At 72.5% G+C, this 23,795-nt stretch carries 12 protein-coding genes, 1 tRNA gene and 1 other RNA gene; 3 read left to right on the top strand and 11 right to left on the bottom strand.

Annotated elements, in window-relative coordinates; all coding sequences use genetic code 11:
• Positions 1–21 precede the first annotated feature (21 nt).
• From DEJ35_RS11135 to ffs, 8 genes are all read right to left on the bottom strand, one after another.
• The gene (locus DEJ35_RS11135; RefSeq protein ID WP_111123285.1) at positions 22–1,176 is read right to left on the bottom strand and encodes an Rv2578c family radical SAM protein; all 1,155 of its coding nucleotides are present in this window, start codon (positions 1,174–1,176) and stop codon (positions 22–24) included.
• A gap of 58 nt (positions 1,177–1,234) precedes the next feature.
• Positions 1,235–2,722 carry a malate:quinone oxidoreductase gene (locus DEJ35_RS11130; protein ID WP_111123284.1) on the bottom strand — a complete coding sequence of 496 codons (1,488 nt, stop codon included), beginning with the start codon at positions 2,720–2,722 and terminating at the stop codon, positions 1,235–1,237.
• 96 nt (positions 2,723–2,818) lie between these two features.
• Entirely contained in the window at positions 2,819–3,871 is a 1,053-nt protein-coding gene (locus tag DEJ35_RS11125; protein WP_110861480.1) for an aspartate-semialdehyde dehydrogenase, read from the bottom strand.
• A gap of 43 nt (positions 3,872–3,914) precedes the next feature.
• Complete coding sequence (locus DEJ35_RS11120; protein WP_017888681.1) at positions 3,915–5,180, bottom strand: aspartate kinase; 1,266 nt, start codon at positions 5,178–5,180, stop codon at positions 3,915–3,917.
• 115 nt (positions 5,181–5,295) lie between these two features.
• The gene (recR, locus tag DEJ35_RS11115; RefSeq protein ID WP_017888680.1) at positions 5,296–5,895 is read right to left on the bottom strand and encodes a recombination mediator RecR; all 600 of its coding nucleotides are present in this window, start codon (positions 5,893–5,895) and stop codon (positions 5,296–5,298) included.
• Complete coding sequence (locus DEJ35_RS11110; protein ID WP_111123283.1) at positions 5,895–8,678, bottom strand: DNA polymerase III subunit gamma and tau; 2,784 nt, start codon at positions 8,676–8,678, stop codon at positions 5,895–5,897. Before DEJ35_RS11110 ends, recR begins: the two co-directional genes overlap by 1 nt.
• Before the next feature lie 164 nt (positions 8,679–8,842).
• Positions 8,843–16,453, bottom strand: a complete 7,611-nt coding sequence (locus tag DEJ35_RS11105) for a choice-of-anchor G family protein (protein ID WP_111192726.1) — start codon at positions 16,451–16,453, stop codon at positions 8,843–8,845.
• Positions 16,454–16,686: 233 nt separating this feature from the next.
• An RNA gene (gene ffs, locus DEJ35_RS11100) (signal recognition particle sRNA small type) lies at positions 16,687–16,783 on the bottom strand.
• A gap of 37 nt (positions 16,784–16,820) precedes the next feature.
• Here ffs and DEJ35_RS11095 point away from each other — a divergent pair.
• Complete coding sequence (locus DEJ35_RS11095; RefSeq protein ID WP_110861486.1) at positions 16,821–17,495, top strand: SDR family oxidoreductase; 675 nt, start codon at positions 16,821–16,823, stop codon at positions 17,493–17,495.
• 132 nt (positions 17,496–17,627) lie between these two features.
• On the opposite strand, the gene DEJ35_RS11090 is transcribed toward DEJ35_RS11095, so the two are convergent.
• Together DEJ35_RS11090 and pta are read right to left on the bottom strand one after the other, a co-directional pair.
• Positions 17,628–18,824 carry an acetate/propionate family kinase gene (locus DEJ35_RS11090; protein ID WP_111123281.1) on the bottom strand — a complete coding sequence of 399 codons (1,197 nt, stop codon included), beginning with the start codon at positions 18,822–18,824 and terminating at the stop codon, positions 17,628–17,630.
• A gap of 49 nt (positions 18,825–18,873) precedes the next feature.
• Complete coding sequence (gene pta / locus DEJ35_RS11085) at positions 18,874–20,982, bottom strand: phosphate acetyltransferase (protein ID WP_071405020.1); 2,109 nt, start codon at positions 20,980–20,982, stop codon at positions 18,874–18,876.
• A 121-nt stretch (positions 20,983–21,103) separates the two neighbouring features.
• On the opposite strand from pta, the gene DEJ35_RS11080 reads away from it, so the two are divergent.
• Positions 21,104–21,188: transfer RNA gene (locus tag DEJ35_RS11080), tRNA-Ser, on the top strand.
• A 301-nt stretch (positions 21,189–21,489) separates the two neighbouring features.
• Positions 21,490–22,134: a hypothetical protein gene (locus DEJ35_RS11075; RefSeq protein WP_111123280.1), complete on the top strand. Its 645-nt coding sequence runs from the start codon at positions 21,490–21,492 to the stop codon at positions 22,132–22,134.
• 264 nt (positions 22,135–22,398) lie between these two features.
• Here the strand turns inward: DEJ35_RS11075 and DEJ35_RS11065 are convergent, their stop codons facing one another.
• Positions 22,399–23,655 carry a multidrug effflux MFS transporter gene (locus DEJ35_RS11065; RefSeq protein ID WP_111090328.1) on the bottom strand — a complete coding sequence of 419 codons (1,257 nt, stop codon included), beginning with the start codon at positions 23,653–23,655 and terminating at the stop codon, positions 22,399–22,401.
• Positions 23,656–23,795: the final 140 nt, after the last annotated feature.

Here is a 23,795-nt window from a genome sequence, read left to right as displayed (position 1 = left end):
CACGACCCGGAGGGACACCCTTCAGAACAGCGTCTGCGCCGCTGCCGGCCGGAGCAGCCGCTGGTCGAACCCGGGGTCGGCGCGCTTCAGCGGTGACACCGTCGGCGCCGACTGCTCCTGCGGTAGCGCCTGTGGGACTCCGTGCCGCGGCCCCTGCGGCACGCCCGGCTGCAGGGTTCGCGGTTCGGAGAAGCCCATCGACCCCGTCGCCGGGTCCACGCGCCCCAGTCCGACACCGTGCGCCGCCAGGATCGGGCGGATGCGCTCCGACAGCCACCGTCGGTAGTCCTTCGGCGCGTAGGTGTTGTCGAGGTACATCGCGCGGTACCGCTGCACCAGGTCGGGTCGCTCACGGCCGAGCCACTCGAACCACCACGGCTTGACGCCGGGCCGCAGGTGCAGCGCCGAGTACATGATGCTCGTCGCGCCGGCCGCGGTCGCCCGACCGACGGCGTCGTCGAGGTGCGCCCGGGTGTCGGTGATGTAGGGCAGCACCGGCATCAGGAACACCGCGCAGTCGAGCCCGGCGTCGCGGATGGCCCGCACGGTCGCCAACCGGGCCGACGTCGTCGGTGTGCCGGACTCCACCGACTGCTGCAGCGAGTCGTCGTACACGGCGATCGACATCGCGAGGTCGACCGGCACCACCTTCGCCGCCTCGGCCAGCAGTGGCAGGTCACGGCGCAGCAGGGTGCCCTTCGTCAGGATGCTGAACGGGGTGCGCGACTCCGCCAACGCCTCGATCACGCCGGGCATCAGCCGGTACCGCCCCTCGGCCCGCTGGTACGGGTCGGTGTTCGTGCCGAGCGCCACCGGGTGGCGGTCCCAGGACGGCTTGCCGAGCTCACGACGCAGCACGTCGGCGACGTTCGTCTTGACCACGATCTGCTGGTCGAAGTCGGCGCCGCCGTCGAACTCCAGGTACGTGTGGGTCGGGCGGGCGAAGCAGTACACGCAGGCGTGGCTGCACCCGCGGTACGGGTTGATCGTCCAGCCGTACGTCCCCGAGCCGTCCGCGCTCGGCACCCGGTTCAGGGCGCTCTTCGCCAGGACCTCGTGGAAGGTCACCCCGGCGAACTCGGGCGTCGTGACGCTCCGGACGAACCCGCTGTTCGATTCCATCCCGGGCAGCGCGTCGCTCTGCTCGGCATCGATCGCCTGTCCACTCCACCGCATGCCGTCATTCGAACACACGTTCGAACGGACCGCAAGCCGGAACGGTCCGGTGTAGGCCTCAGTGGTGCAGGCCGAGCACCTTCGCGGTGCGCTCGAGCGTGGCGTCCGCCAGCTCCGGGTCGTCGCCGAGGTCCTGACCGTAGGTCGGCACCATCGCGCGGACGTCGTCCTGCCAGGCGTCCCACCGGTCCGGGAAGCACCGGCGCAGCATCGTGAGCATGATCGGCACGGCCGTCGAGGCGCCCGGCGACGCTCCGAGCAGCCCCGCGATCGAACCGTCGGCTGCGGTGATGACCTCGGTGCCGAACTGCAGCACACCGCCCTTGTCCTTGTCGGGCTTGATCACCTGGACGCGCTGCCCGGCGGTGATCCGGTGCCAGTGCTCGGGCTCGGCGCTCGGCATGAAGTCGCGGAGCGCCTCGAATTTCGTGTGCTTCGACGCGAGGAGCTGGCCGACCAGGTAGCGGACCAGGTCGAAGTTCGAGAACGCGACGCTCAGCATCGGGCGGAGGTTGTGCGGCCGGATCGAGCGGAACAGGTCGAGGACCGAGCCCTGCTTCAGGAACTTCGGGCTGAACCCGGCGTACGGCCCGAACATCAGCGACGAACCACCGTCGACGATGCGGGTGTCGAGGTGCGGCACCGACATCGGCGGGGCACCGACACTGGCCTTGCCGTAGACCTTGGCGGAGTGCTTCTGCACCACCTCGGGGTCGTCGGTGCGCAGGAACTCGCCCGACACCGGGAAGCCGCCGTAGCCGCGGATCTCCGGGATGCCGGACTTCTGCAGCAGGTGCAGGGCTCCGCCGCCGGCACCGACGAAGACGAACTTCGCGGCGATGCGCTGCGTCGACCGACCGATCTCGTTGCGGACGTTGAGCACCCAGCCCTCGGACACCTTCGAGCGGGTCAGGTTGGTGACCTGGTGCGAGGGCTCGAACTCGACACCGTCGATCTCGAGCTGGTCGAAGAGCTGGCGGGTGAGCGACCCGAAGTCGACGTCCGAGCCGGCCGCCGAGTACGTCGCCGCGATCGGCTGGTCCTTCCTGCGGCCGGGGATCAGCGCCGGCGCCCACTTCCGGATCTGCGCCGGGTCGTCCGAGAACTCGATGCCCGCGAAGAGCGGGTGGTCACGCATGGCCTCGTACCGGGCACGCATGTAGGCGACGTTGGCCTCGCCCCACACGAAGGAGATGTGCGGCGTGGGGTTGATGAAGTTCGACGGCTCCGGCAGCACGCCGGTCTCGACCAGGTGCGCCCAGAACTGCCGCGAGACCTGGAACTGCTCGTTGACCGTGACGGCCTTCGCGATGTCGACACGGCCGTCCGGCAGTTCCGGCGTGTAGTTCAGCTCGCACAGTGCAGAATGCCCGGTACCCGCGTTGTTCCAGGGGTTCGAGGACTCCTGCGCAACCGTGCCGAGCCGCTCGTACACGCGGATCTTCCAGCTGGGCTCGAGCTTGTGGATGATGGCCCCGAGCGTGGCACTCATGATGCCTCCGCCGATCAGGACGACGTCGATGGGATCCACCTGCTGCTCTGCCACCCGTCGATCCTACCGGCGGCATCCGACAGACGGACAGGAGGCCCGTGGCGGTGTCGCCACGGGCCTCCTGTCCGTCTGCTGGTCGCGCTCGGCGCGCTACGCGTCGACGGAGCGGCGCGCGACGATCGTCTCGGCGATCTGCACCGCGTTGAGCGCGGCACCCTTCCGCAGGTTGTCGTTGCTGACGAACAGGACGAGACCGCGTCCCTCGGGCGCGGACTGGTCGGCGCGGATGCGGCCGACGAACGCCGGGTCCTGGCCGGCGGCCTGCAGCGGCGTCGGGACGTCGGAGAGCTCGACTCCGGGTGCGCTCGACAGGATCTCGGTCGCACGCTCGGGCGACAGCGGACGCTCGAACTCGGCGTGCACCGAGATGGAGTGGCCGGTGAACACGGGGACGCGCACGCACGTGCCGGCGACGAGCAGGTCGGGGAGCTCGAGGATCTTCCGGCTCTCGTTCCGGAGCTTCTTCTCCTCGTCGGTCTCGCCCAGGCCGTCCTCGACGAGGCTGCCAGCGAGCGGCACGACGTCGAAGGCGATCGGGCGGACGTACTTGACCGGCTCGGGGAACGTCACGGCGGATCCGTCGTGCGTCAGCGCAGCGGTGTCCTGCTCGAGCGCGGCCTTCGCCTGGCCCAGGAGCTCCTCGACCCCGGCGAGCCCGGAACCCGAGACCGCCTGGTAGGTCGTCGCGACCAGGCGGCGGAGCCCGGACTCGGTGTCGAGCACCTTGAGCACCGGCATGATCGCCATGGTCGTGCAGTTCGGGTTCGCGATGATCCCCTTCGGCGCCTGGTCGATGGCGTGCGGGTTCACCTCGCTCACGACGAGCGGGACGTCGGGGTCCATGCGCCAGGCGCTCGAGTTGTCGACGACGAGCGCTCCGGCAGCGGCGAACTTCGGCGCGAGGGCCCGCGAGGCGGTGGCCCCGGCGGAGAACAGCGCGATGTCGATGCCGGACGGGTCGGCGAGCTCGGAGTCCTCGACCACGATCTGCTCGCCCCGGAACGGCAGCGTCGTGCCGGCGGAACGGGCGCTCGCGAAGAAGCGGACCCGGTCGGCCGGGAACGCGCGCTCTTCGAGCAGGCGACGCATCACGGCGCCGACCTGGCCGGTGGCGCCGACGACGGCGACGGTGAGGGTGCTCATGCGGTGCTCCTGGTGGTTCAGCGGATCAACGGGTCGGCGGGCGTCAGCGGCCGGTGCCGGCGTAGACGACTGCCTCGGCATCGGCATCGAGGCCGAACGCGCTGTGCACGACGCGCATCGCCTCGTTCAGGGTGTCGGCGCGGGTCACGACCGAGATGCGGATCTCGGACGTGGAGATCATCTCGATGTTGATCGACGCGTCGTGCAGGGCGCGGAAGAGCTGCGCCGAGACACCGGCGTTCGTGCGCATCCCGGCTCCGACCAGGGCGAGCTTGCCGATCTGGTCGTCGTACTGGATGCTCTCGTAGCCGATGTCGGCCTTCGCGACCTCGAGCGCCGTGAGCACGGTCTGGCCCTGGTCCTTCGGCAGGGTGAACGAGATGTCCGTCCGCCCGGTCGACGCCGCCGACACGTTCTGGACGATCATGTCGATGTTCGCCCCGGCGCGCGCGACGTTCGTGAAGATCTCGGCGGCCTTGCCCGGCTGGTCCGGGACCCCCACGACGGTGATCTTGCCCTCGGAGAGGTCTCCGGCGATCCCGGTGATGATCGGTTCTTCCACGGTTTCCCCCTCGGCAGGGTTGTAGACGATGGTGCCCTCGTTGTTGTTGAACGAGGACCGGACGTGCAGGGTGACGCCGTGCCGCCGGGCGTACTCGACGGCGCGGATGTACAGGACCTTGGCACCCGAGGCTGCGAGCTCGAGCATCTCTTCGCTGGTGACGCGGTCGACCTTGCGGGCCTTCGGCACGACGCGGGGGTCGGCGGTGAAGATGCCGTCGACGTCGGTGTAGATCTCGCAGACGTCGGCGTCGAGTGCTGCGGCGAGGGCGACGGCCGTGGTGTCCGAACCACCGCGGCCGAGCGTGGTGATCTCGCCCGTGGTGCGGTTGAAGCCCTGGAACCCGGCGACGATCGCGACGTGGCCGGAGTCGAGCGCCTCACGCACGCGCTTCGGGGTGACGTCGACGATGCGGGCCTTGCCGTGCTGGGCGTCGGTGAGCATGCCGGCCTGGCTGCCGGTGTAGGAGGACGCTTCGACCCCGAGGCTCTTGATCGCCATCGCGAGCAGCGCCATCGAGATGCGCTCCCCCGCGGTCAGCAGCATGTCGAGCTCACGGCCGGCGGGGATCGGCGTGACCGAGTGCGCCAGGTCGACGAGTTCGTCGGTGGTGTCGCCCATCGCCGACACCGCCACGACCACGTCGTTGCCGGCCTTCTTCGTCTCGACGATCCGCTTCGCCACGCGCTTGATGCTCTCGGCGTCCGCGACGGATGAACCACCGAACTTCTGCACGATCAAGGCCACTGGCTGGTACTCCCGGGGACGGCGACACCGCGAGGTCACGCGGTCTCACAATGGTAGTCGGTGTTTCGGGGATGTTGCGTGCGAGCGGGCCGCACGCAAGGATCCTGCGTGGGGGTCAGCCCCCGACGACGCGGCGACCCTCGAAGGCACGACCGAGCGTGACCTCGTCGGCGTACTCCAGGTCGCCGCCGACCGGCAACCCCGACGCGAGCCGTGTGGTGCGGATGCCCATCGGGACGAGCAGCCGGCTGAGGTAGGTCGCCGTCGCCTCGCCCTCGAGGTTGGGGTCGGTCGCGATGATGACCTCGGCCACGGTGCCGTCGGCCAGGCGCGTCATGAGCTGCTGGATGCGGAGGTCGTCCGGTCCGATGCCGTCGATCGGGCTGATCGCCCCGCCGAGCACGTGGTACAGCCCACGGAACTCCCGGGTGCGCTCGATCGCCGCGACGTCCTTCGCTTCTTCCACCACGCAGATCGTGGCCGGCGAGCGGCGGGGGTCACGGCAGATGCTGCACTGGACGTTCTCGGTGACGTTGCCGCAGATCTCGCAGAAGCGGACCCGCTCCTTGACGTCGGCGAGCAGCTCGGACAGCCGGCTCGGGTCGAACGACTCGGTCTGCAGGATGTGGAAGGCGATGCGCTGCGCCGACTTCGGGCCGATGCCGGGCAGTCGGCCGAACTCGTCGATGAGGTCCTGGACGATCCCGTCGTACATCAGGCACCGTCCTGGTGGAGAGCGGTCTCCTCGATGAACTGGGCGTTGAGGATCTCACGCACGACGGCCTCGCCGTACCGGCCGGCGACCGGGGCACGGCGCGCGGGCGGTGCGGTGCGCGCGGGAGCGGCGGCGGGCTGGGCCGCGCGCTGCGGTGCGGCCTGCTGCGCCGGGGCCGCCGGCGCCGCGACTGCGGGCGCTGCGGTTGCGGGCGCGGAGCCGCGTCCGATCCCAGGGTCGGGGAACGGTGCTCCGTCGTCGTACGGTTCGTCGTCGAGCGGGTAGTCGTCGACCGGTACGCCCGGCACGACAGGACCGCCGGGAGGCACGACTCCGGCTCCGGACGCCGCCTGCGGACCCGGGGCGGTCGGCTGGTCGGGCTGCCCGGCCGTGGCACCGGCCGGTCGCGCGGGTGCGGCCGACGGTGCCGGCTCGGTCGGCTGGGGCGTGCTCGTCTCGGCGGGGGCGACCGGCGCGGACGCCGGCACGGTGCCGAAGGGTGCTGCCCAGCTGGGCTCGACGGACTCCGGGACGGCGTCGACGGTGGGGTCGCTGGCCGGGATCGTCGCGACCGCCCAGTCCGTCACCGGTGCACCGGAGGGAGCGGGGGTCGGCTCGGCCGGTGCCTGGTCGCGCTGCGGTGCGGACGCGGTCGACGCTGCCTTCGGCTCCGGCGCTGCCTTCGGCGCCGGGTCTGCCGTCGACCGGGGTGTTGCCGACGCGACCTTCGGCTCCGTGGCAGGGGCGGCCGTCGGCGTCGGGACGGCAGCGGACGCCGGCGCCTCCGGTGCTGCAGGTTCCGATGCCGGTGCCGGTGCCGGTGCCGCGGTCGGGGCGGCGGCGGGCACCTGCGCAGCGGGCGCCGGACGCTTCGCAGGCGCGGCCTGCTGTGCCGGAGCCGACTGCTGCTGCTGCTGCTGCTGCTGCTGCTGGGGACGCTGCTGCTGTCCGGGCCCGCGGGCGACGAACTTCACGCGGAGCCCGAGGACGTCCACGATGGCGGCACGGAGCAGTTCGCTGACGCTGGCCGAGGGGTCGGACATCTCCTTGAACGAGGCGACGTCCTGCTGGCTCGGGAACGTCAGCGTCAGCACGTCGTCGCGGAGCGCGGTGACCTGCGCCGTGACGACCACCGACCACGCCGAACGCTTGGCGTGCTGCACGTGCTCGACGATCTGCGGCCAGGAGTCGCGCATCTGCTGGAAGCCGACGGCACCGACGGTCCGGACGGCGGGCTCGTCACCGATCGTCGTGCCCTGACCGGTGGACGACGGACTGACCGGCTCGGCCGCGGGCTTCGCGGGCGAGGGCTCGGGCTTCGCGGGCTCGGGCTTCGCGGGCTCGGTCGAGGTCTGCGCGGGCGCTCCAGGAGTGCTCGGAGCGACCGCTGCCCACGACGCTGCGGCGTCACGAGCCACGGCTCCGGAGCCGGCCTGCGGCGCGACGGGCTGCTCGACGGGACGCTCGGTCGTCGTGCGAGCCGCTGCCGGAGCGGGCGTCGGGGCGAGGGAGGGAGCAGGAGCTGCGGGAGCCGCGGCCGTCGGCTGCTCACGACGGGGTGCAGCGGCGACTGCGGGAGCGGACTGCTCGCCGGCGCCGGCCTGGTGTCCACCGGCGTCGCCCACACCGACACGACGTTCCAGCCGCTCCACCCGGGCGAGGGCCCCGCGCTGGGTGTCGTCGGCCTCGGGCACGAGCATCCGGGCCGTCATGAGTTCGAGGTGCAACCGGGGCGAGGTCGCGCCGGTCATCTCGGTGAGCGCCCGGTTCGCGATGTCGGCGGAACGGGAGAGCCCCGTCGCGCCGAAGACCCCGGCCTGGCGGCTCATGGTGTCGAGCTCTTCCGGTGAGACCCCGCGCAGGACGGCAGCGGCGCTCTCGTTGGTCGCCGCGACGACGATCAGGTCGCGCAGGCGCTCGAGCAGGTCCTCGACGAAGCGGCGGGGGTCCTGTCCGGTCTGCACGACACGGTCGATCGCGGCGAACGCGGACGCCGGGTCGGCGACGGCCAGGGCGTCGACGACGTCGTCGAGCAGGGCGGCGTCGGTGTAACCGAGCAGGGCCACGGCACGCTCGTAGGCGATCGCACCGTCTTCGCTGCCGGCCATCAGCTGGTCGAGCAGCGACAGGGTGTCACGGACGGATCCGCCGCCGGCACGCACCACCAGGGGCAGGACGCCGGGGGCCACCGACACGGACTCCTGCGTGCAGAGCTGCTCGATGTACTCGAGCATGACCGCGGGCGGGACGAGCCGGAACGGGTAGTGGTGGGTGCGCGACCGGATGGTGCCGATGACCTTCTCGGGCTCGGTCGTCGCGAAGATGAACTTGACGTGCTCCGGCGGTTCCTCGACCAGCTTGAGCAGCGCGTTGAACCCCTGCGGCGTCACCATGTGCGCTTCGTCGAGGATGAAGATCTTGTAGCGGTCGCGAGCCGGGGCGAACACGGCCCGGTCGCGCAGGTCACGCGCGTCGTCGACACCGTTGTGGCTCGCGGCGTCGATCTCGATGACGTCGAGCGAGCCGCTGCCGTCGCGGGCGAGTTCCACGCAGCTCGGGCAGACACCGCAGGGGGTGTCGGTCGGGCCCTCGGCGCAGTTCAGGCAGCGCGCGAGGATGCGGGCCGAGGTCGTCTTCCCGCAACCACGCGGGCCGCTGAACAGGTAGGCGTGGTTGACGCGGTTCATGCGGAGCGCCGTGCGGAGCGGGTCGGTGACCTGCGACTGCCCGATCAGCTCGGCGAAGTTCTCGGGCCGGTAACGGCGATACAGGGCGGTGACCACGCGACAAGGGTAGCCGTCACGACCGACAACCCGCGTGCCCGTCCACAGGTCGTCCCACCGGGCCGGATGACCCGCCGGCGGTGGGCCGAGCGCCCGGACGGCACCGCGCCTCCCGTCCGTCTGGTCGACGGGCGGGAGGCGCGGTGTGTGACGCTGGTGCGGACTCAGCCGCGGGTGCGGCGACGGAACCCGCCGGCGAGGCGGGAGAGCCCCAGCAGCAGGAACCCGAGGGCCACCAGGCCCGCCGCGGTGCCGGCGATCGGGACGACGTCCGCGCCGGTCCAGGCGAGGTCACCGTTGCCGTTGCCGGAGCCACCGGTCCCGGTGCCCGAGCCGTTCGCGGAGCCACCGTCGGTGCCGATGCCGGTCCCGGTGCCGGTTCCGGAACCACCGCCGGTCCCCGGCGTGCCGGGCAGACCGGGCGCACCCGGCGTTCCGGGGGTGCCGGGCGTTCCGGGCGTCCCCGGGTTCCCGGGCGTGCCCGGCTCCTCCGGGTCCACCGCGTCGTCCATCACCATGACGCGGAGCATCTGCGCCTGCGAGGTGAACCCGCCGACCGACTGGGTGACTCGCAGCACGTGGCCGCCGACGGGCAGCCCCACCATGACCCACCACGTGCCGTCCTCGTCGGCCGTCGTGGCGACCGCGTCGCGGCCCATCGGCTGCACGGTGACCGTCGCGCCGGGCTCGGCGGTGCCCGTCACCATCAGGTCGTGGTCACCGTCCTCGTCCGCCATGTACTGCGAGCCCGGCGTCGGCGAGGTGACCGCGAGCGGCTCCAGGGTGTCGACCACGACCGGCACCCGGGGCGCCGTCGAGGTCGTGCCGTTCACCGACTGGGTGGCACCGATCGTCCACTCACCCTCGGGCACGCGATCGAACACGACGCTCCACGCGCCCTCGTCGTCGGCGGTGGTGGTGCGGACCTGCCCGGTGGACAGGGTCACCGTCACCGCGGCGCCCGGGGTGGCCTGACCGGTCACCGTGAACGAGCCGGTGTCGCCGAAGCCGTCCGCCGGGATCAGCTGCCCGGGGTCGGGGCTCGTGATGACGATGCCCGTCTCCTGCGCGGCCACGACCGTGACGTCGACCGTCACCGGGTCGGAGGTCCGACCGCCGACCGTCTCCGTCACCGACACCGTGTGGTCCCCGACGGGGACCCCACCGATCGTGACCGTCCACGAGCCGTCGTCGCCGGCGGTCGTCGTGGCGGTCCGGCCGTCGACGTCGACCGTGACGGTCGCACCGGGCTCGGCGGTGCCGCTCACCGGGACCGAGGTCGTCGACCCCGTGGTCGGGAACGCCTGGCCGTCGGTCGGGCTCGAGATGACGACCGGCGTCGCGGCCGTCACGGTGAAGCCGACCTGGGGAGCGTCGGTGGTGGCACCGTCGACCGTCTGGCTGGCGGCGACCGTGTGCGATCCCTCGGCGACGTCCGGCACCGTCACGGACCACGCACCGTCGTCGTCCGCGGTCGTGGTGACCGCGGTGCCGTCGTCGATGCGGACCGAGACGGCGGCGTTCGGTGCGGAGGTACCGGTCACGCGGACGTCGGTCGAACCGCCGAGCACGCGGACGTCGGCGCCGTCGGCCGGGCTGGTCACGACGATCGCGTCCGCAGCGGCGACCACGACGGTCACGTCGCGCTCGATCGCATCGGACGTCGTGCCGTTCACGACCTGGGTGACGACGAGCGTGTGCTCGCCCGCCGGCACGTCGACGAGGGCGGTCTCCCACCGTCCGTCGGTGCCGACACGGACCACGACCGGGTCGGCGTCGTCGAGGACGACGCGGACCGTCGCACCGGGCTGGCCCACGCCGCCGACCGGGACGGTCGCGGTGGGGTCGGTGCTCGGCACGGTGAACGTGGTGTCGTCCGCCGGGGCGGTGACCGTCAGCGCGGCACCGGGTGCCACGGTGAAGGTGCTGCCCACCGCTGCGGACGTCGAGCCGTCCACCGTCTGGGTCGCACGGATCGTGTGCTCACCGACGGCGGTGTCCGGCAGTTCGACGCTCCAGGTGCCGGCGTCGGTCGCGGTCACGGTCCGGGCGTCGCCGCCGTCGATCGTGACGCGGACCTCGGCACCGGGCTCGGCGGCCCCCGCGGCGGTGAGGGTCGCGACCGAGTCGCGCTGGGCGACCCGGATCGTGGTCCCGTCCGCCGGGGTGGCGATCGTGATCGGGTCGGCGACGAGGACGCGGACGTCCACCGTCACCGGCGCGGACTCGGTGTCGCCGATGCGCTGCGTGACACTGACGGTCGTGGTGCCGGCCGGCACCCCGGGGACCGAGACGCTCCACGCGCCCTCGTCGTCCGCGGTGGTCGACTCGGTGCGACCGTCGCCCAGGTCGACCACGATGGTCGCGCCCGGCTCGGCGGTGCCGGCGACGTCGACCGTCGTCGTGCCGTCGCCGTCGGCGACCGTGTACTCCTGGTCGGCCGTCGGCTCCGTGATGACGACGGGTGCGCCAGCCTCGATCTCGAACGTCGTCTCGACCGGGGTGGTCGAGGTCGAGCCGTCCACGGTCTGCGTCACCTCGACGGCGTGCTCGCCGACACCGAGGTCCGGCACGTCGACGCTCCACGAGCCGTCGTCACCGGCGGTGACCTCGACGGGGTCGCGGTCGTCGACGGTGACCGTCACCGTGGCGCCGGGCTGGGCGTCACCGGCGACCGTCACGGTCGTCGTCGCGTCGCCGTCGGCCACCGTGATGGGGTCGTCGCCGGGCTCACGGATGACCAGGGCCGCAGCGGCGACCACGGACACCGGTCGTTCGACCGCCGCGCTCGTGGTGCCGTTCACGGCCTGCGTGACCGAGGCCGTGAACGAGCCGGTCGGCACGTCCTCGACCGTGGTCGCCCAGCGGCCGTCCTCGTCCACGGTCGCCGTGGCGCTCCCGCCGTCGCCGAGGTCGACCGTGACGGTCGCGCCCGGCTCACCGGTGCCGGCGAAGTCGACCCCGGTGGTGGCGTCGTCGTCCGCCACCGTGACGGTGGTGGCACCCCGCGGCGTGGACACGACGAGCGGGGCTCCGGCACGGACCGACACCGCGGCCGTCACCGGCGTCGAGGTCTGCCCGCCGACGACCTGCGTCGCGGTGACGCGGTGGTCGCCGACCGGGACGTCCTGGAAGGTGGTCTCCCACCGGCCGTCCTCGTCCGCGGTCACCGTCTCGGCCTCGCCGGTCGAGAGCCGGACCGTCACCTCGGCGTCGGGCTGCGCCCGACCGGTCACCTCGACGTCGGCGGTGCCGGACGTGTCGGCGACCGTCAGGACGTCGCCGTCCTCCGGGGTCACGATGGCGAGCGCGGTTCCGGCCCGCACCGTGACGGTCTGGTCCGGACTGGAGGCGGTGGTCCCGCCGACCGTCTGGCTGGCGGTGAGCGTCGGGGTGCCGACACCGACCCCACCGAACGTGACCGTCCAGTCGCCGTCCGCGTCCGCGGTGGTGGTCGCCTCGTCGTCGCCGAGTCGCACCGTCACCGGCGCGCCCGGCTCCGCCGAACCCGTGACCACGACGTCGCGCGTGGCGTCGGCGTCCGGCACGAGGAGGACCACGTCGGTCCCCGGTGCGGTGATCGTGACCGCTTCGGCGGCCTCGATCGTGACGGCGCGCTCGACCGGGTCGGAGGTGCGCGGGTCGGAGACGGTGCCGGCCAGGGTCTGGGTGACCGTGACCTGGTGCACGTCGACGCCGAGGTCGGGGAACGTGACCGACCACGTGCCGTCGGCACCGATCGTCGTCTCCCGGTCGTCGGACCCGGCGAGGGTCGCCGTGACCGTGGCGCCGGGCTGGCCGGTGCCGGTGACCGTGACGTCGCGCTCGACACCGGGGCCGGCGACCGTGATCGGGTCCGTGTCCGGACCGGTGATCGTCAGCGCGTTGGCCGTGACGACCTCGAAGGTGATCGGGACGGCGCTCGTCACGACGTCCTCCACCTCCTGGCTGGCCGACGCCGTGTAGACGCCGGTCGGGGCGAGACCGGTCGCGTCGACCGCCCACCGCCCGTCGTCGTCAGCCGTGGTGGTGAACCGGGTGCCGGGTCCGACCGAGACGGTCACCGCGGCACCGGGCTCGGCCGTGCCGGTGATCCGGACGGTCGCGGTGGCGTCGGCGTCGACCACGACGAAGCGTGCGCCGCTCGCCGGGGTGTCGATGACGATGGCGTTGCCGGGGATCACGGTGAAGTCACGCGTGACCACCGGGCCGTCGGTGCCGTTCACGGTCTGCACGGCCTCGACGGTGTGCTCGCCGATGCCGAGCTGCGTGGTCGGGAGCTCCCAGTTGCCGGCCGTGTCCGTGACGACCTTGACGGAGTCGCCCTCGTCGATCGTGACGGCGACGGTCGCGCCGGGCTCCGCGGTGCCGCGGACGACCACGTTGGCCTGCCCGCCGGTGCCGGCGGGGACCTGCTGGGCGTCACCCGGTGCCACGATGACGAGCTCGTCGCCGGCCCCGACCGCGAAGTCACGGTCGACCGGTGCCGAGGTCGCACCGTCGACGGTCTGGGTGACCGTCGCGGTGTGGTCGCCGGTGCCGACGTCGGTGAGGACCACCGACCAGGCACCCTGCGGGTCCGCCGTCGTGGACACCGCGTCGCCGTCGTCCAGGACGACCTCGAGGCGGGCGCCGGGCTGCGCGGTGCCCCGCACGGTGACGTCGACGACGGAGTCGTCGGTGGCGACCGTGACGGTGGCGTCCTGCGCCGGAGCGGTGACGGCGAGCGGGGCGCCCGCCTGCACCGTGACGACCTGGCGGACGGCCGGCGAGGTGGTCCCGCCGACGGTCTGCGTCGCTGAGATCGTGTACCGACCGACCGGGACGTCGGTGACGGTCAGCGTCCACGTGCCGTCGTCGTCGGCCGTCGTGGTGGCGGTCAGCCCGTCGCCGAGCGAGACCCGCACCTCGGCGCCGGCCTCGGCCGTGCCGGCCAGGTCGAGGTCGGTGGTGGTGTCGACGTCGAGGACGGTGACCACGTCGCCGTCCTCGGGCGAGGTGATCGCGAGCGGGTCGCCCGCCTCGACGGTGAAGGTGGTCTCGACCGGGCCGGACGTGGTGCCGTCGACGCTCTGACGCGCCGTGACGGTGCGCTCCCCGACCGGGACGTCGGCGAAGGTCGTCGTCCAGGCGCCGTCCTCGTCGGCGGTGACCGCGGCGGCGAAGGAACCACCGATGCCGACGGTGACCCGGGCGTTCGGGGCGGCCGAGCCGGACACCGTCACCGGGGTGGTCGAGCTCTCGTCGGCGACGGTGATGGTGCTGCCGTCGGCGGGCTCGTCGATGGTGAGCGCGGGGGCCGCCGTCACGGTGAAGTCCCGGGTGACCGGGGCGCTCGTGGTGCCGCCGACGGTCTGGGTGACCTCGGCCGAGTACTCCCCGGCCGGGACGTCCGTGACGCTCGTCGACCAGGTGCCGTCGGCGTTCGCGCGGGTGGTGGCGGTCAGGCCGTCACCGAGGTCGACGTCCACGCGGGCACCGGCCTGTGCGCTGCCGGAGAACGGGACGGACCGGGTGTCGCCGGCGAGCGGGAAGTCCTGGTCCGCCGTGGGGGTGTCGACGGTCAGGCCGGCCGCGGCCACGACCCGGAAGGACCGGGTCACGGGTGCCGAGGTCGTGTCGCCGACCGTCTGCGTGGCGCTCGCCGTCTGCTCGCCGACCGGGACCTCGGGGACGGTGATGCTCCAGGCGCCGGCGTCGTCGGCCGTGCCCGTCGCGGTCACGCCGCCGCCCAGGTCGACGCTGATGCGCGCGTTCGCCGTCGCGGTGCCCGTCAGGGTGACGGGGGCGGTCTCCCCCGTCGTGGTGAAGGTCTGACCGGCCGTGGGCGTGGTGATCGTCAGGGCTCGCTGGGCGACGACGGAGAAGTCCTGCGTCGCGGTGCCGGCCGCGGTGCCGCCGACCGTCTGGGTCGCGGTCGCGGTGTACGAACCGGTGGGGACGTCGGGGATGGTCGTCGTCCAGGTCCCGTCGGCAGCGACGGTCGCGGTGCCGGTCCGGTCCCCGCCGAGGCTGACGGCCACGGAGGCGCCGGGCTCGCCGGCCCCGCTCACGACGACGCTGCGGGTCGAGGTCGCCGATGGCACGGTGAACTGCTGTCCGGCCGTGGGCGCCGTGATGGTCGGGGCCGCGAAGGCCGTGGCACGCACGGTCGAGGTGGCGAGGTCCACGGTGGCGACGTTCACCCCGGGGAGCACGGAGAGCCGCAGGGCGTGCACGCTCCGCGATCCGGTGTCGAACCCGCGGGGGTCGCGGAAGCCCGTGGTGTCCTGCGCGTTCACGGTGAGGTCGACGACCTGACGGAGCAGCAGCACGACGGGGCTCAGCAGGGTGGAGACGGCCGAGGTCGTCGCCGTGAGCGTCGTGCCGAGGTTCGTCAGGGCCGTGCCCGTCACCAGGGGACGCACGATGGTCTGCAGTGCCGGGATGACGACGGTGTTGACCGCCGGGGCGAGCAGGGTGCCGAGCACGTTCAGGCCGAGGGGCCCGCCCGTCGCCGTCACCGTGGCTGTGGCGGGCGACGTGCCGGCGAGGGCGCCGAGCGTGGTGTCCGCCCGGAGGGCCAGTGCGGTGAGCGGGATGCCCGCGAGGTTGACGTTCGCGGTGACGTTCACCCGCACGGCGGTCGAGTTGATCGTGTTGACGACCGCGGTCTGCAGTGCGGTCGGCAGCTGCGTGCCGAGGATCGTCGTGATGCTCCGGTTGATCGAGCTCACGGCAGCCTCGGTCAGCACCGACGTGTTCGCCGGCTGACCGTTCAGCGTGGTGAGCCGGTCGAGGTCGACGGTGATCGCGCCGGTCGACGGGGTGATCGTCACCGCACCGTCCGTGAGCGGCTGCTGCAGCACCCGGGTCAGGGTGTCGTCGAGGTTCAGGTCGACGGTCGCGGTGACGGTCGTGCCGTTGAGGTTCACGAGTCCGAGGCTCGTCGTGCGGAGGAGCCGCTGCAGCTCGCTCGTCAGCGCCGTGGTCGTGCCGGACAGCGCCCCGTCCGCCCCGACCGCGGAGTTCACCGTGCCCGAGAAGGTGCGCAGGTCGTTCCGGAGCGCCGTGCTGAGTCCGGCGACCGCGGGGCTCGTCAGGTTCAGGTCCGCGCCGGCGATCCGGTAGTCCGTCGTCGTCCCGACCGTGGTGCCGCGCGTCGCCTGGATCCGGGACGCCAGCGCCCCGACCCGCAGCTGTGCGTTCGACAGCACCCTGGTGTCGGCGCCGACGCGTGAGAACAGCGGGTTGAGGTCCACCGTCGCAGCGCCGGTGCCGGACCCGGTGCCGACCCCGATGCCGCCGTCGTTCGTCAGGAGCCCCGACGAGGCGGTCGCGCCCGTGGCCGAGGTCGTGGCGTACTGGCCGTCGACACCGAGGGTCAGGATGCCGTTCGGGCCGAGCAGGTCGATGTCGTTGCCGAGGTCGACCCCCACGGCGTTGAGCGCCGTCAGGTTGAGCGGCTGATTCGTGGTGCCGCCGCCGGAGCTCGCCCCACGCGCGGAGTACGCGCCGCCGAGCTGGGCGACCGCGTCGGCGTTGACGATGCCGGAGCCGCTGAGCAGCAGCCCCTCGGCCTCGGCGACGTCGGTCTGGGCGGCCGCAGCGGGTTGGATCGCCACGGTGGCGGCGATGAGCGCCGTCACCGTGGCGACGACGCCGCCGCGCAGGAGGAGCCGCCGACCGTCCGTCGCTCGTCCTCGAGCTCGGCCGTCGGCGCGGGTGATCCGTCGTGTCCGTTCGTCCGCTGCGGAGGGTACGGGGGTACCGGGCAGCGACGCGTGCCTGCGCATGCGTGTCTCTTTTCCTGGCGGGCGCGCCCGCCACCTGATCCTCGGAATCCACCGCTGGTGAGGCGGTGGAGGCTCCTCCGCTGGTGAGGCGGTGGAGGGTCGGAACCCTGGTTGGGGATTCCTGAGGCAGATCTTTACACATGATCAGGTTCGTGTCCGCACGTGCCGCCGAAAAAGTGCGCCGGCCCTCCCGAACGGGGGTGGCGTCGGCCCGGAACAGACCCGGCGGAAACGAAGAAGACTCCTCACGCACCCGCCAGAGCCCGGTTACCCTTGCTGCGTTTCCGCCCTGGGGGAGTTGGCCTGGATGGCGTCACGTGAGGAGCCGCCGAGAAGTCTACCGGACGCGACGGGCAGACTCGAACACATGAAGATCGCCATCGCCGGAGGACACGGCCAGATCGCCCTGCTCCTCGCCCGCCAGATCACCGACGCCGGCCACGACGCCGTCGCGATCGTCCGCAACCCCGCGCACGTGGCCGACGTCGAGCAACAGGGGGCGCGTGCGATCGTCGCCGACCTGGAGCAGCTCGGCGACGACGACCTGGCGCTCCGCCTGCGCGGTGTCGATGCCGTGGTGTTCGCCGCCGGTGCCGGGCCGAACAGCGGCGCCGAACGGAAGCTCACCGTCGACCGTGACGGTGCGATCCTGCTCGCCGACGCCGCCGAGCGTGCCGGCATCGAGCGCTACGTGATGATCTCCGCGATGGCAGCCGACACCTACGACCCCGAGCTCGCCGTCGTGCCCGCGCAGGACGACGCCGCGGTGTTCCAGGTCTACCTGCGGGCGAAGGCCGAGGCGGACGCGAACCTGCGGGCCCGACGCCTCCGCTGGACGATCGTGCGTCCCGGCGGCCTGCTCGACACGCCGCCGCAGGGCACCGTCCACGTCGGCCGGACGGTGCCGCGCGGCTCGATCCCCCGCGCGGACGTCGCGACCGTCGTCCTGCACGCCCTGCTCGACGACGCCGCGGTCGGCGTGCAGTTCGAGGTCACCAGCGGCGACACCCCGATCCCCGCGGCGCTGGACGCCCTCACCTGACCGGTCCGCGCGGCCCGCACGGTGCACTGGACGCGGCCCACGGACGGCCAGGAGGCGCGGTGCCAGCCCGCACCGAGCCTCCCGGCCGCACCGTGCCAGCGCGACGATGCGAGGCGGCACGTGCCCCGCGCGTCAGAGCGCGACCGCAGCCGACTGCCGGGCGATCTCGAGCTCCTCGTTCGTCGGGATGACGAGCACCGCGACCCGTGAACCGTCCGTGGAGATGCGGCGGGCATCCCGCGACGCCAGCTCGTTGCGGTCCGGATCGATCTCGATGCCCAGGTGCTCGAGCCCTGCGAGCACGCGCCGCCGCAGCAGCGCGTTGTTCTCGCCGACCCCCGCGGTGAACACGACCGCGTCGAGCCCGCCGAGCTGTGCCGTGTAGGCGCCCACGTAGCGACGGATGCGGTGGCGGTACACGGCGAGCGCCGCCTCCGCCTGCTCGTCGCCCTTGGTGGCGGCGTCCTGCACGTCCCGCATGTCGCCGCTGCCGGTCAGGCCGAGCAGACCGGACCGCTTGTTGAGCATGGTGTCGAGCTCGTCGAAGGTCATCCCGGCCTCGCGGTGCAGGTGGATGAGCACCGCGGGGTCGAGGTCGCCGGAGCGGGTGCCCATGACGAGCCCCTCGAGCGGGGTCAGCCCCATCGAGGTCTCGATGGACCTGCCGCCGTCGATGGCCGCGACCGAGGCGCCGTTGCCCAGGTGCAGCACGATCGTCTTGAGCTCGGCGAGCGGCCGGTCGAGGAACTCCGCGGCCTGCTCGGAGACGTACTTGTGGCTGGTGCCGTGCATGCCGTAGCGGCGGATCCCGTACTCGGCGGCCAGGTCGGCGGGGATCGCGTACGTGTACGCGTGCGGCGGCATCGTCTGGTGGAACGCGGTGTCGAACACGGCGACGTGCGGGACGTCCGAGAAGACCTGCTTCGCGGCCCGGATCCCCTCGAGGTTCGCGGGGTTGTGCAGCGGCGCGAGGCTGTTGAGGTCCTCGATCTGCTGCTCGACCTGGTCCGTGACGACCGTCGCACGGTCGAAGGTGGTGCCGCCGTGCACGACACGGTGGCCGACGACGGCGGGCGGGTGTTCGTCGAACGACGGCCCGACCTTCGCGAACGCGTCGATCATCGCCTGGAACCCGGCCGCGTGGTCGGGCACCGACGCGGCGTCGTTCGACGACGACTCCCCCGTCAGCGCGTTGGTGTGCTTCCAGGCCCCGGCGGACTCACCGATGCGCTCGACGAGCCCGGAGGCGAGCGTGCGCTCGTCCTCGAGTTCGATGAGCTGGTACTTGAACGAGCTCGAGCCGGAGTTGACGACGAGGGCTGCGGTCACGGGGTGGTCACTTTCTGTCGGGTCTGGAGGCGCGGTGCGGGTCGGGCGGTCAGGCCGCGTCGGTCGCGGTGCCGGCCTGGATCGCGGTGATCGCGACGGTGTTCACGATGTCGCCCACCAGGGCTCCCCGCGACAGGTCGTTGATCGGCTTGCGCAGACCCTGCAGGACCGGGCCGATCGCCACGGCGCCGGCCGAGCGTTGCACGGCCTTGTACGTGTTGTTGCCGGTGTTGAGATCGGGGAAGATGAACACCGTCGCGCGGCCGGCGACCGGGGAGTCCGGCATCTTGGTCGACGCGACCGTGGGGTCGGCTGCGGCGTCGTACTGGATCGGGCCCTCGACGAGCAGGTCGGGCCGGCGTTCCCGCACGAACGCGGTGCCGGCGCGCACCTTGTCGACGTCGGCGCCGGAGCCGCTGTCGCCGGTGGAGTAGCTGAGCATCGCGACGCGGGGGTCGATGCCGAACTGGGTCGCGGTCTCGGCGGACGAGATCGCGATGTCCGCGAGCTGCTCGCTCGTCGGGTCCGGGATCACCGCGCAGTCGCCGTAGACGAGCACGCGGTCGGCGAGCGCCATCAGGAACACGCTCGACACGATCGAGGTGTCCGGACGGGTCTTGATGATCTCGAACGACGGCCGGATGGTGTGCGCCGTGGTGTGCTTCGCGCCGGAGACCATGCCGTCGGCGAGCCCGAGCTGCACCATCATCGTGCCGAAGTACGAGACGTCGGTGACGGTGTCGCGGGCGAGCTCGATCGACATCCCCTTGTGGGCGCGGAGCCGGGTGTACTCCTCGGCGAAGCGTTCCCGCAGCTCGGGGTCGAACGGCGAGACGAGCTGCGCGGCCTCGAGGTCGAGGCCGAGCTCGGTCGCCCGCGTGCGGATGGCGGCGGGGTCGCCGAGGATCGTGAGCTCGCAGACCTGGCGCTGCAGCAGGGTGGAGGCGGCGCGGAGGATGCGGTCGTCCTCGCCCTCGGGCAGGACGATGCGCTTGCCGTAGCTGCGCGCCCGGTCGAGCAGGCCGTGCTCGAACATGAGCGGGGTGACGACCCCGGACGGGGCGAGCTGCAGGCGGTCGCGCAGGGCCTCGGCGTCGACGTGCTGCTCGAACAGGGCGAGCGCCAGGTCGGCCTTCCGGGGCGAGTCGGCGGCCAGGCGGCCACGGGTCTGGGTGATCCGGAGGGCGGTGTCGTACGTGCCGAGGTCGTTCTGCGCGATCGGCAGCGAGCTCGACAGGCCCTCGAGCAGCCGGGACACCTGCGGGGCGATCTCGAACCCGCCGTTCAGGATGACGCCGGCCAGGCTCGGGAACGTCTCGGACTGGTTGGCGAGCAGCGTGGCGATCAGGACGTCGCTCCGGTCACCGGGGACGACGACTATGCCGCCCTCGATGAGCCGGGGCAGGACGTTCTCCATGCTCATGCCCGCGACGACGGTGCCGAGGGCCTCGCGGTCGAGCAGGGCGTCGTCACCGCGGACCAGGGTGGCGCCGGTGGCCTGCAGCAGGGCGCGGACCGTCGGGGCGACGAGGACGCGGTCCTCGGGGATCGCCCACACCGGGACGTCGGGGTGGTCGTCGTGCACGGCCTGCTCGACGCTCGTCACGATGGCGGCCAGGGCGTCCGGGTCGGCGCGGTTCACCACGACGCCGAACAGCTGCGCGTGTGCCGCCCGCAACTCGCTCGTCGTGACGTCCGCCACCTGCGCCATGCCCTCGGGAGTGCGGGCCGCGCGTTCGGCGGCGTCGCGGCCACCCAGCACGAGGAGCACCGGGGCGCCGAGGTTCGCGGCGACCTTCGCGTTGAAGGACAGCTCGGTGGGGCTGCCCACGTCGGTGTAGTCGGACCCGAGCACCACGACGGCGTCGCACTGCCGCTCGACCTGGGCGAACCGGGTGACGATGGTGCCGAGCGCCGCCTCGGGGTCGGCGTGCACGTCGTCGTAGGTGACCCCGACCGCGTCGTCGTACGAGATGCCGACGGCCGTGTGCTGCAGCAGCAGCTCGAGCACGTAGTCGGGTTCGACGACCGAGCGGGCGACGGGCCGGAACACGCCGACGCGACCGACGGACCGGGCAAGGGTCTCGAGGACACCGAGCGCGACGGTGCTCTTGCCCGTGTGCCCTTCTGCTGACGTGATGTAGATGCGGGTCGACACGACGCCCAGGGTAGTCGCCGCACATGTCACGACATCTGGGAGCACCGGCGCCGACGACACGCGGTCGTGAGCACCGCGGAGAACCTGTACCATTGGGTGTCGCCGTCGCGAGACGGTGTCAGGAGAATTCGCCTAGTGGCCTATGGCGCACGCTTGGAAAGCGTGTTGGGTGCAAGCCCTCGGGGGTTCGAATCCCCCATTCTCCGCAGCGAGCAAGGCAGAACCACCCACGAAGGACCCGCACCGATCGGCGCGGGTCCTTCGTCGTTCCGGTTGCGATCGGTCCCCCACCCTGCGGACGAGCGCGTGCCCTGTTCCCCCTCAGTTGACCGGGAAACGCCGACCAGGGGTGGAACGGGCTGTCCCCGGTACCCGTCGGTCGCCTATGCTGGCCGAGCGAACGGCTCCGGGACGAGCCGACCGCGGTGCATCGAGCGGCAGGGGCGTCGCTCGGAGGGCGTGCTGATCAGCGTGCCCGGAACACCCGAGGGGACGAGGAGACGCGCCATGGGGGACACCACCGTGCCCGCGGCAGTACCCGTGCGACCCGCCGTCTTCGACACGGTCCTCCGTCCGCGCCGGTCCCTCGTCCGTTCCACCGCGCTGAGCATCGCCTTCTCGGCCGTGCCGCTCGCCGTCGCCCTGGTCTGGGTCTCGTTCCCGTTCCGAACGTGGGCCGTGTTCGCCGGGGCCGTCGTCGCGATGGCAGCGGCCGTCGGCATCGTGTTCGTCCGACTGCACACCGCGTTCATCGGGATCGATGACGCCGGCCTGACGATCCGTGGCGTCCTCACGGCGCACCGTCGGATCCCCCGCGACCGCGTGCACAGCCTGGTGCTCGCCACGACGTTCGGCTCGTCGGTCGACCGGACCGTGCGGGAGCTCGTCGCCTTCGACCGGACCGGCACCCACCTCTTCCGGCTCCGTGCCGACGTGTGGGGTGACGACGGACTCGACCGGGTGGTCGACGCGCTCGGCGTCCAGGTCGTCGAGGAGGCCCGGCCGGTTTCCGCCCGCACCTTCGCGAAGCGCTACCCGACGAGCCGCGCCTGGTACGAGCAGCGGTCGGCGTTCCTGCTCGTCGGCGGCCTCGTCGTGCTGGTCGTGGGCGGGCTGCTCGCCGTCGAGTTCGCCGGCCTCAACGCCCGCTGACCGACCGGCGAGACCTTCCGCCGTCGCCACCGGGTCCGGGGCGGTCGCCTCGACCGCCCCGGCAGGGGCGGTGGGAGCCGGTGCTGCCGGAGGGGCGGGCTCCGCGTCGGGCGCGAGCCGCGCCTCCAGGCCGGTGGGTGGCGGGGACCCGACGACCGCGGGTTCCGCGTCGGCGGTGCCTCCCGCTGCTCCTCCGCCGCCGGCGCGGCGGCGAGCTCCTCGGCTCGCCGCGCCGCCTCGCCGGCGGCCCGGCGGTCCGGGTCGTCAGTGCGACAGCGCGGGGACCGTCCGGGGGCGGACCACGAACCAGAGCATCAGGATCGCGACGGCGGCGGTCGACGCCATCACCATCGCCATCGGGGTGGCCGTCGTGATGCCGAGCCAGCCGACCACCGGCGAGATGAGCCCGGCGACGCCGAAGTTCAGGGCACCGAGCACCGAGGCCGCGGTCCCCGCTTCCTTCCCGTGGGCAGCGAGACCGATGACCTGGACCAGCGGGAACGAGAACCCGCACGCGGCGATGAAGAACCACAGCGGCACCAGCACGCCGACCAGACCGGCACCGAGCTGGTCGAGGACGATGATCGCGAGGGACGCCAGCAGCAGGGTCGCGGTCGAGCACGCCAGGATCCACTGCGGACCGACCCGCTGGGCGAGCCGCGACGAGATCTGCACGCCGAGGACGACCCCGACCGAGTTGACGGCGAAGAGCAGCCCGTACTGCTGCGCGTCGAGCCCGTAGACCTGCTGGAACAGGAACGGCGACGCGCTGAGGTACGAGAACAGACCGCTGAACACCATGGCGCCGATGAGCGCGACACCGACGAAGATCCGGTCGGAGAACAGCGCCTTGTAGCGCTGGCCGATGGTGGAGTGCCCGGCCTCGTGCCGGCGGGCCGGCGGCAGGGTCTCGACGATGAGCAGGATCGACGCGATCACCACCGCCAGGCCGTAGCAGGCGAGGAAGACGAAGATGCCGCGCCAGCTGGTGAACTGCAGCATCTGCGAACCGATGAGCGGCGCGAGGATCGGCGCCAGGCCGTTCACCATCGCCAGGCGGGACAGCATCCGCACGAGCGGCTTGCCGCCGAACAGGTCGCGCACCGTCGCCATCGCGACGACACCACCGGCTGCGGCGCCCATGCCCTGCAGCACGCGGAACACCGCGAGCAGCTCGATGTCCGGCGCGGTGGCGGCACCGATCGACGCGGCGATGTGCACCGTCGTCGCGATGATCAGCGGTAGTCGGCGGCCCACCTTGTCGCTCCACGGGCCGACCAGGAGCTGCCCGATGGCGAAGCCGAGCGTCGTGGCGGTGAGCGTCAGCTGGACCGCGCCGTCGGTGACGCTGAACTGGTCCTTGATCGCCGGGAACGCCGGCAGGTACAGGTCGATCGTGAACGGACCGAGCGCCGTGAGGGCGCCCAGGACGAAGACGTAGACGAGTCGCTGCCCGCGGGAGAGCGAGTCTCCCGGGTGCAGGACGACCCGGAGCGAACCGGTGGTGGCGGGCGCGGTCACGAGACAGGAGTCCTTCGACGATGAGGGGGCGGGGGTGATCGCGGGTCGATCGAATCGATTCGTCCGCGGAACCATCCTACGGTCGCCGGTGCGTGCTCGGCGCCGCCCGTGCCGGCCGCCCGCGTGAAGCGGCTCGTGCT

Origin of the sequence: Curtobacterium sp. MCPF17_051, from assembly GCF_003234595.1 — a bacterium.
Taxonomy (GTDB): Bacteria; Actinomycetota; Actinomycetes; order Actinomycetales; family Microbacteriaceae; genus Curtobacterium; species Curtobacterium flaccumfaciens.
This window is presented reverse-complemented; position numbering and strand designations above follow the sequence as displayed.

Excerpts from the sequence above, each read along its gene's own strand:
- DEJ35_RS11135 (WP_111123285.1), bottom strand. The coding sequence starts at position 1,176 with ATGCGGTGGAGTGGACAGGCGATCGATGCCGAGCAGAGCGACGCGCTG.
- recR (WP_017888680.1), bottom strand. The coding sequence starts at position 5,895 with ATGTACGACGGGATCGTCCAGGACCTCATCGACGAGTTCGGCCGACTG.
- DEJ35_RS11095 (WP_110861486.1), top strand. The coding sequence starts at position 16,821 with ATGAAGATCGCCATCGCCGGAGGACACGGCCAGATCGCCCTGCTCCTC.
- DEJ35_RS11125 (WP_110861480.1), bottom strand. The coding sequence starts at position 3,871 with ATGAGCACCCTCACCGTCGCCGTCGTCGGCGCCACCGGCCAGGTCGGC.
- DEJ35_RS11105 (WP_111192726.1), bottom strand. The coding sequence starts at position 16,453 with ATGCGCAGGCACGCGTCGCTGCCCGGTACCCCCGTACCCTCCGCAGCG.
- DEJ35_RS11075 (WP_111123280.1), top strand. The coding sequence starts at position 21,490 with ATGGGGGACACCACCGTGCCCGCGGCAGTACCCGTGCGACCCGCCGTC.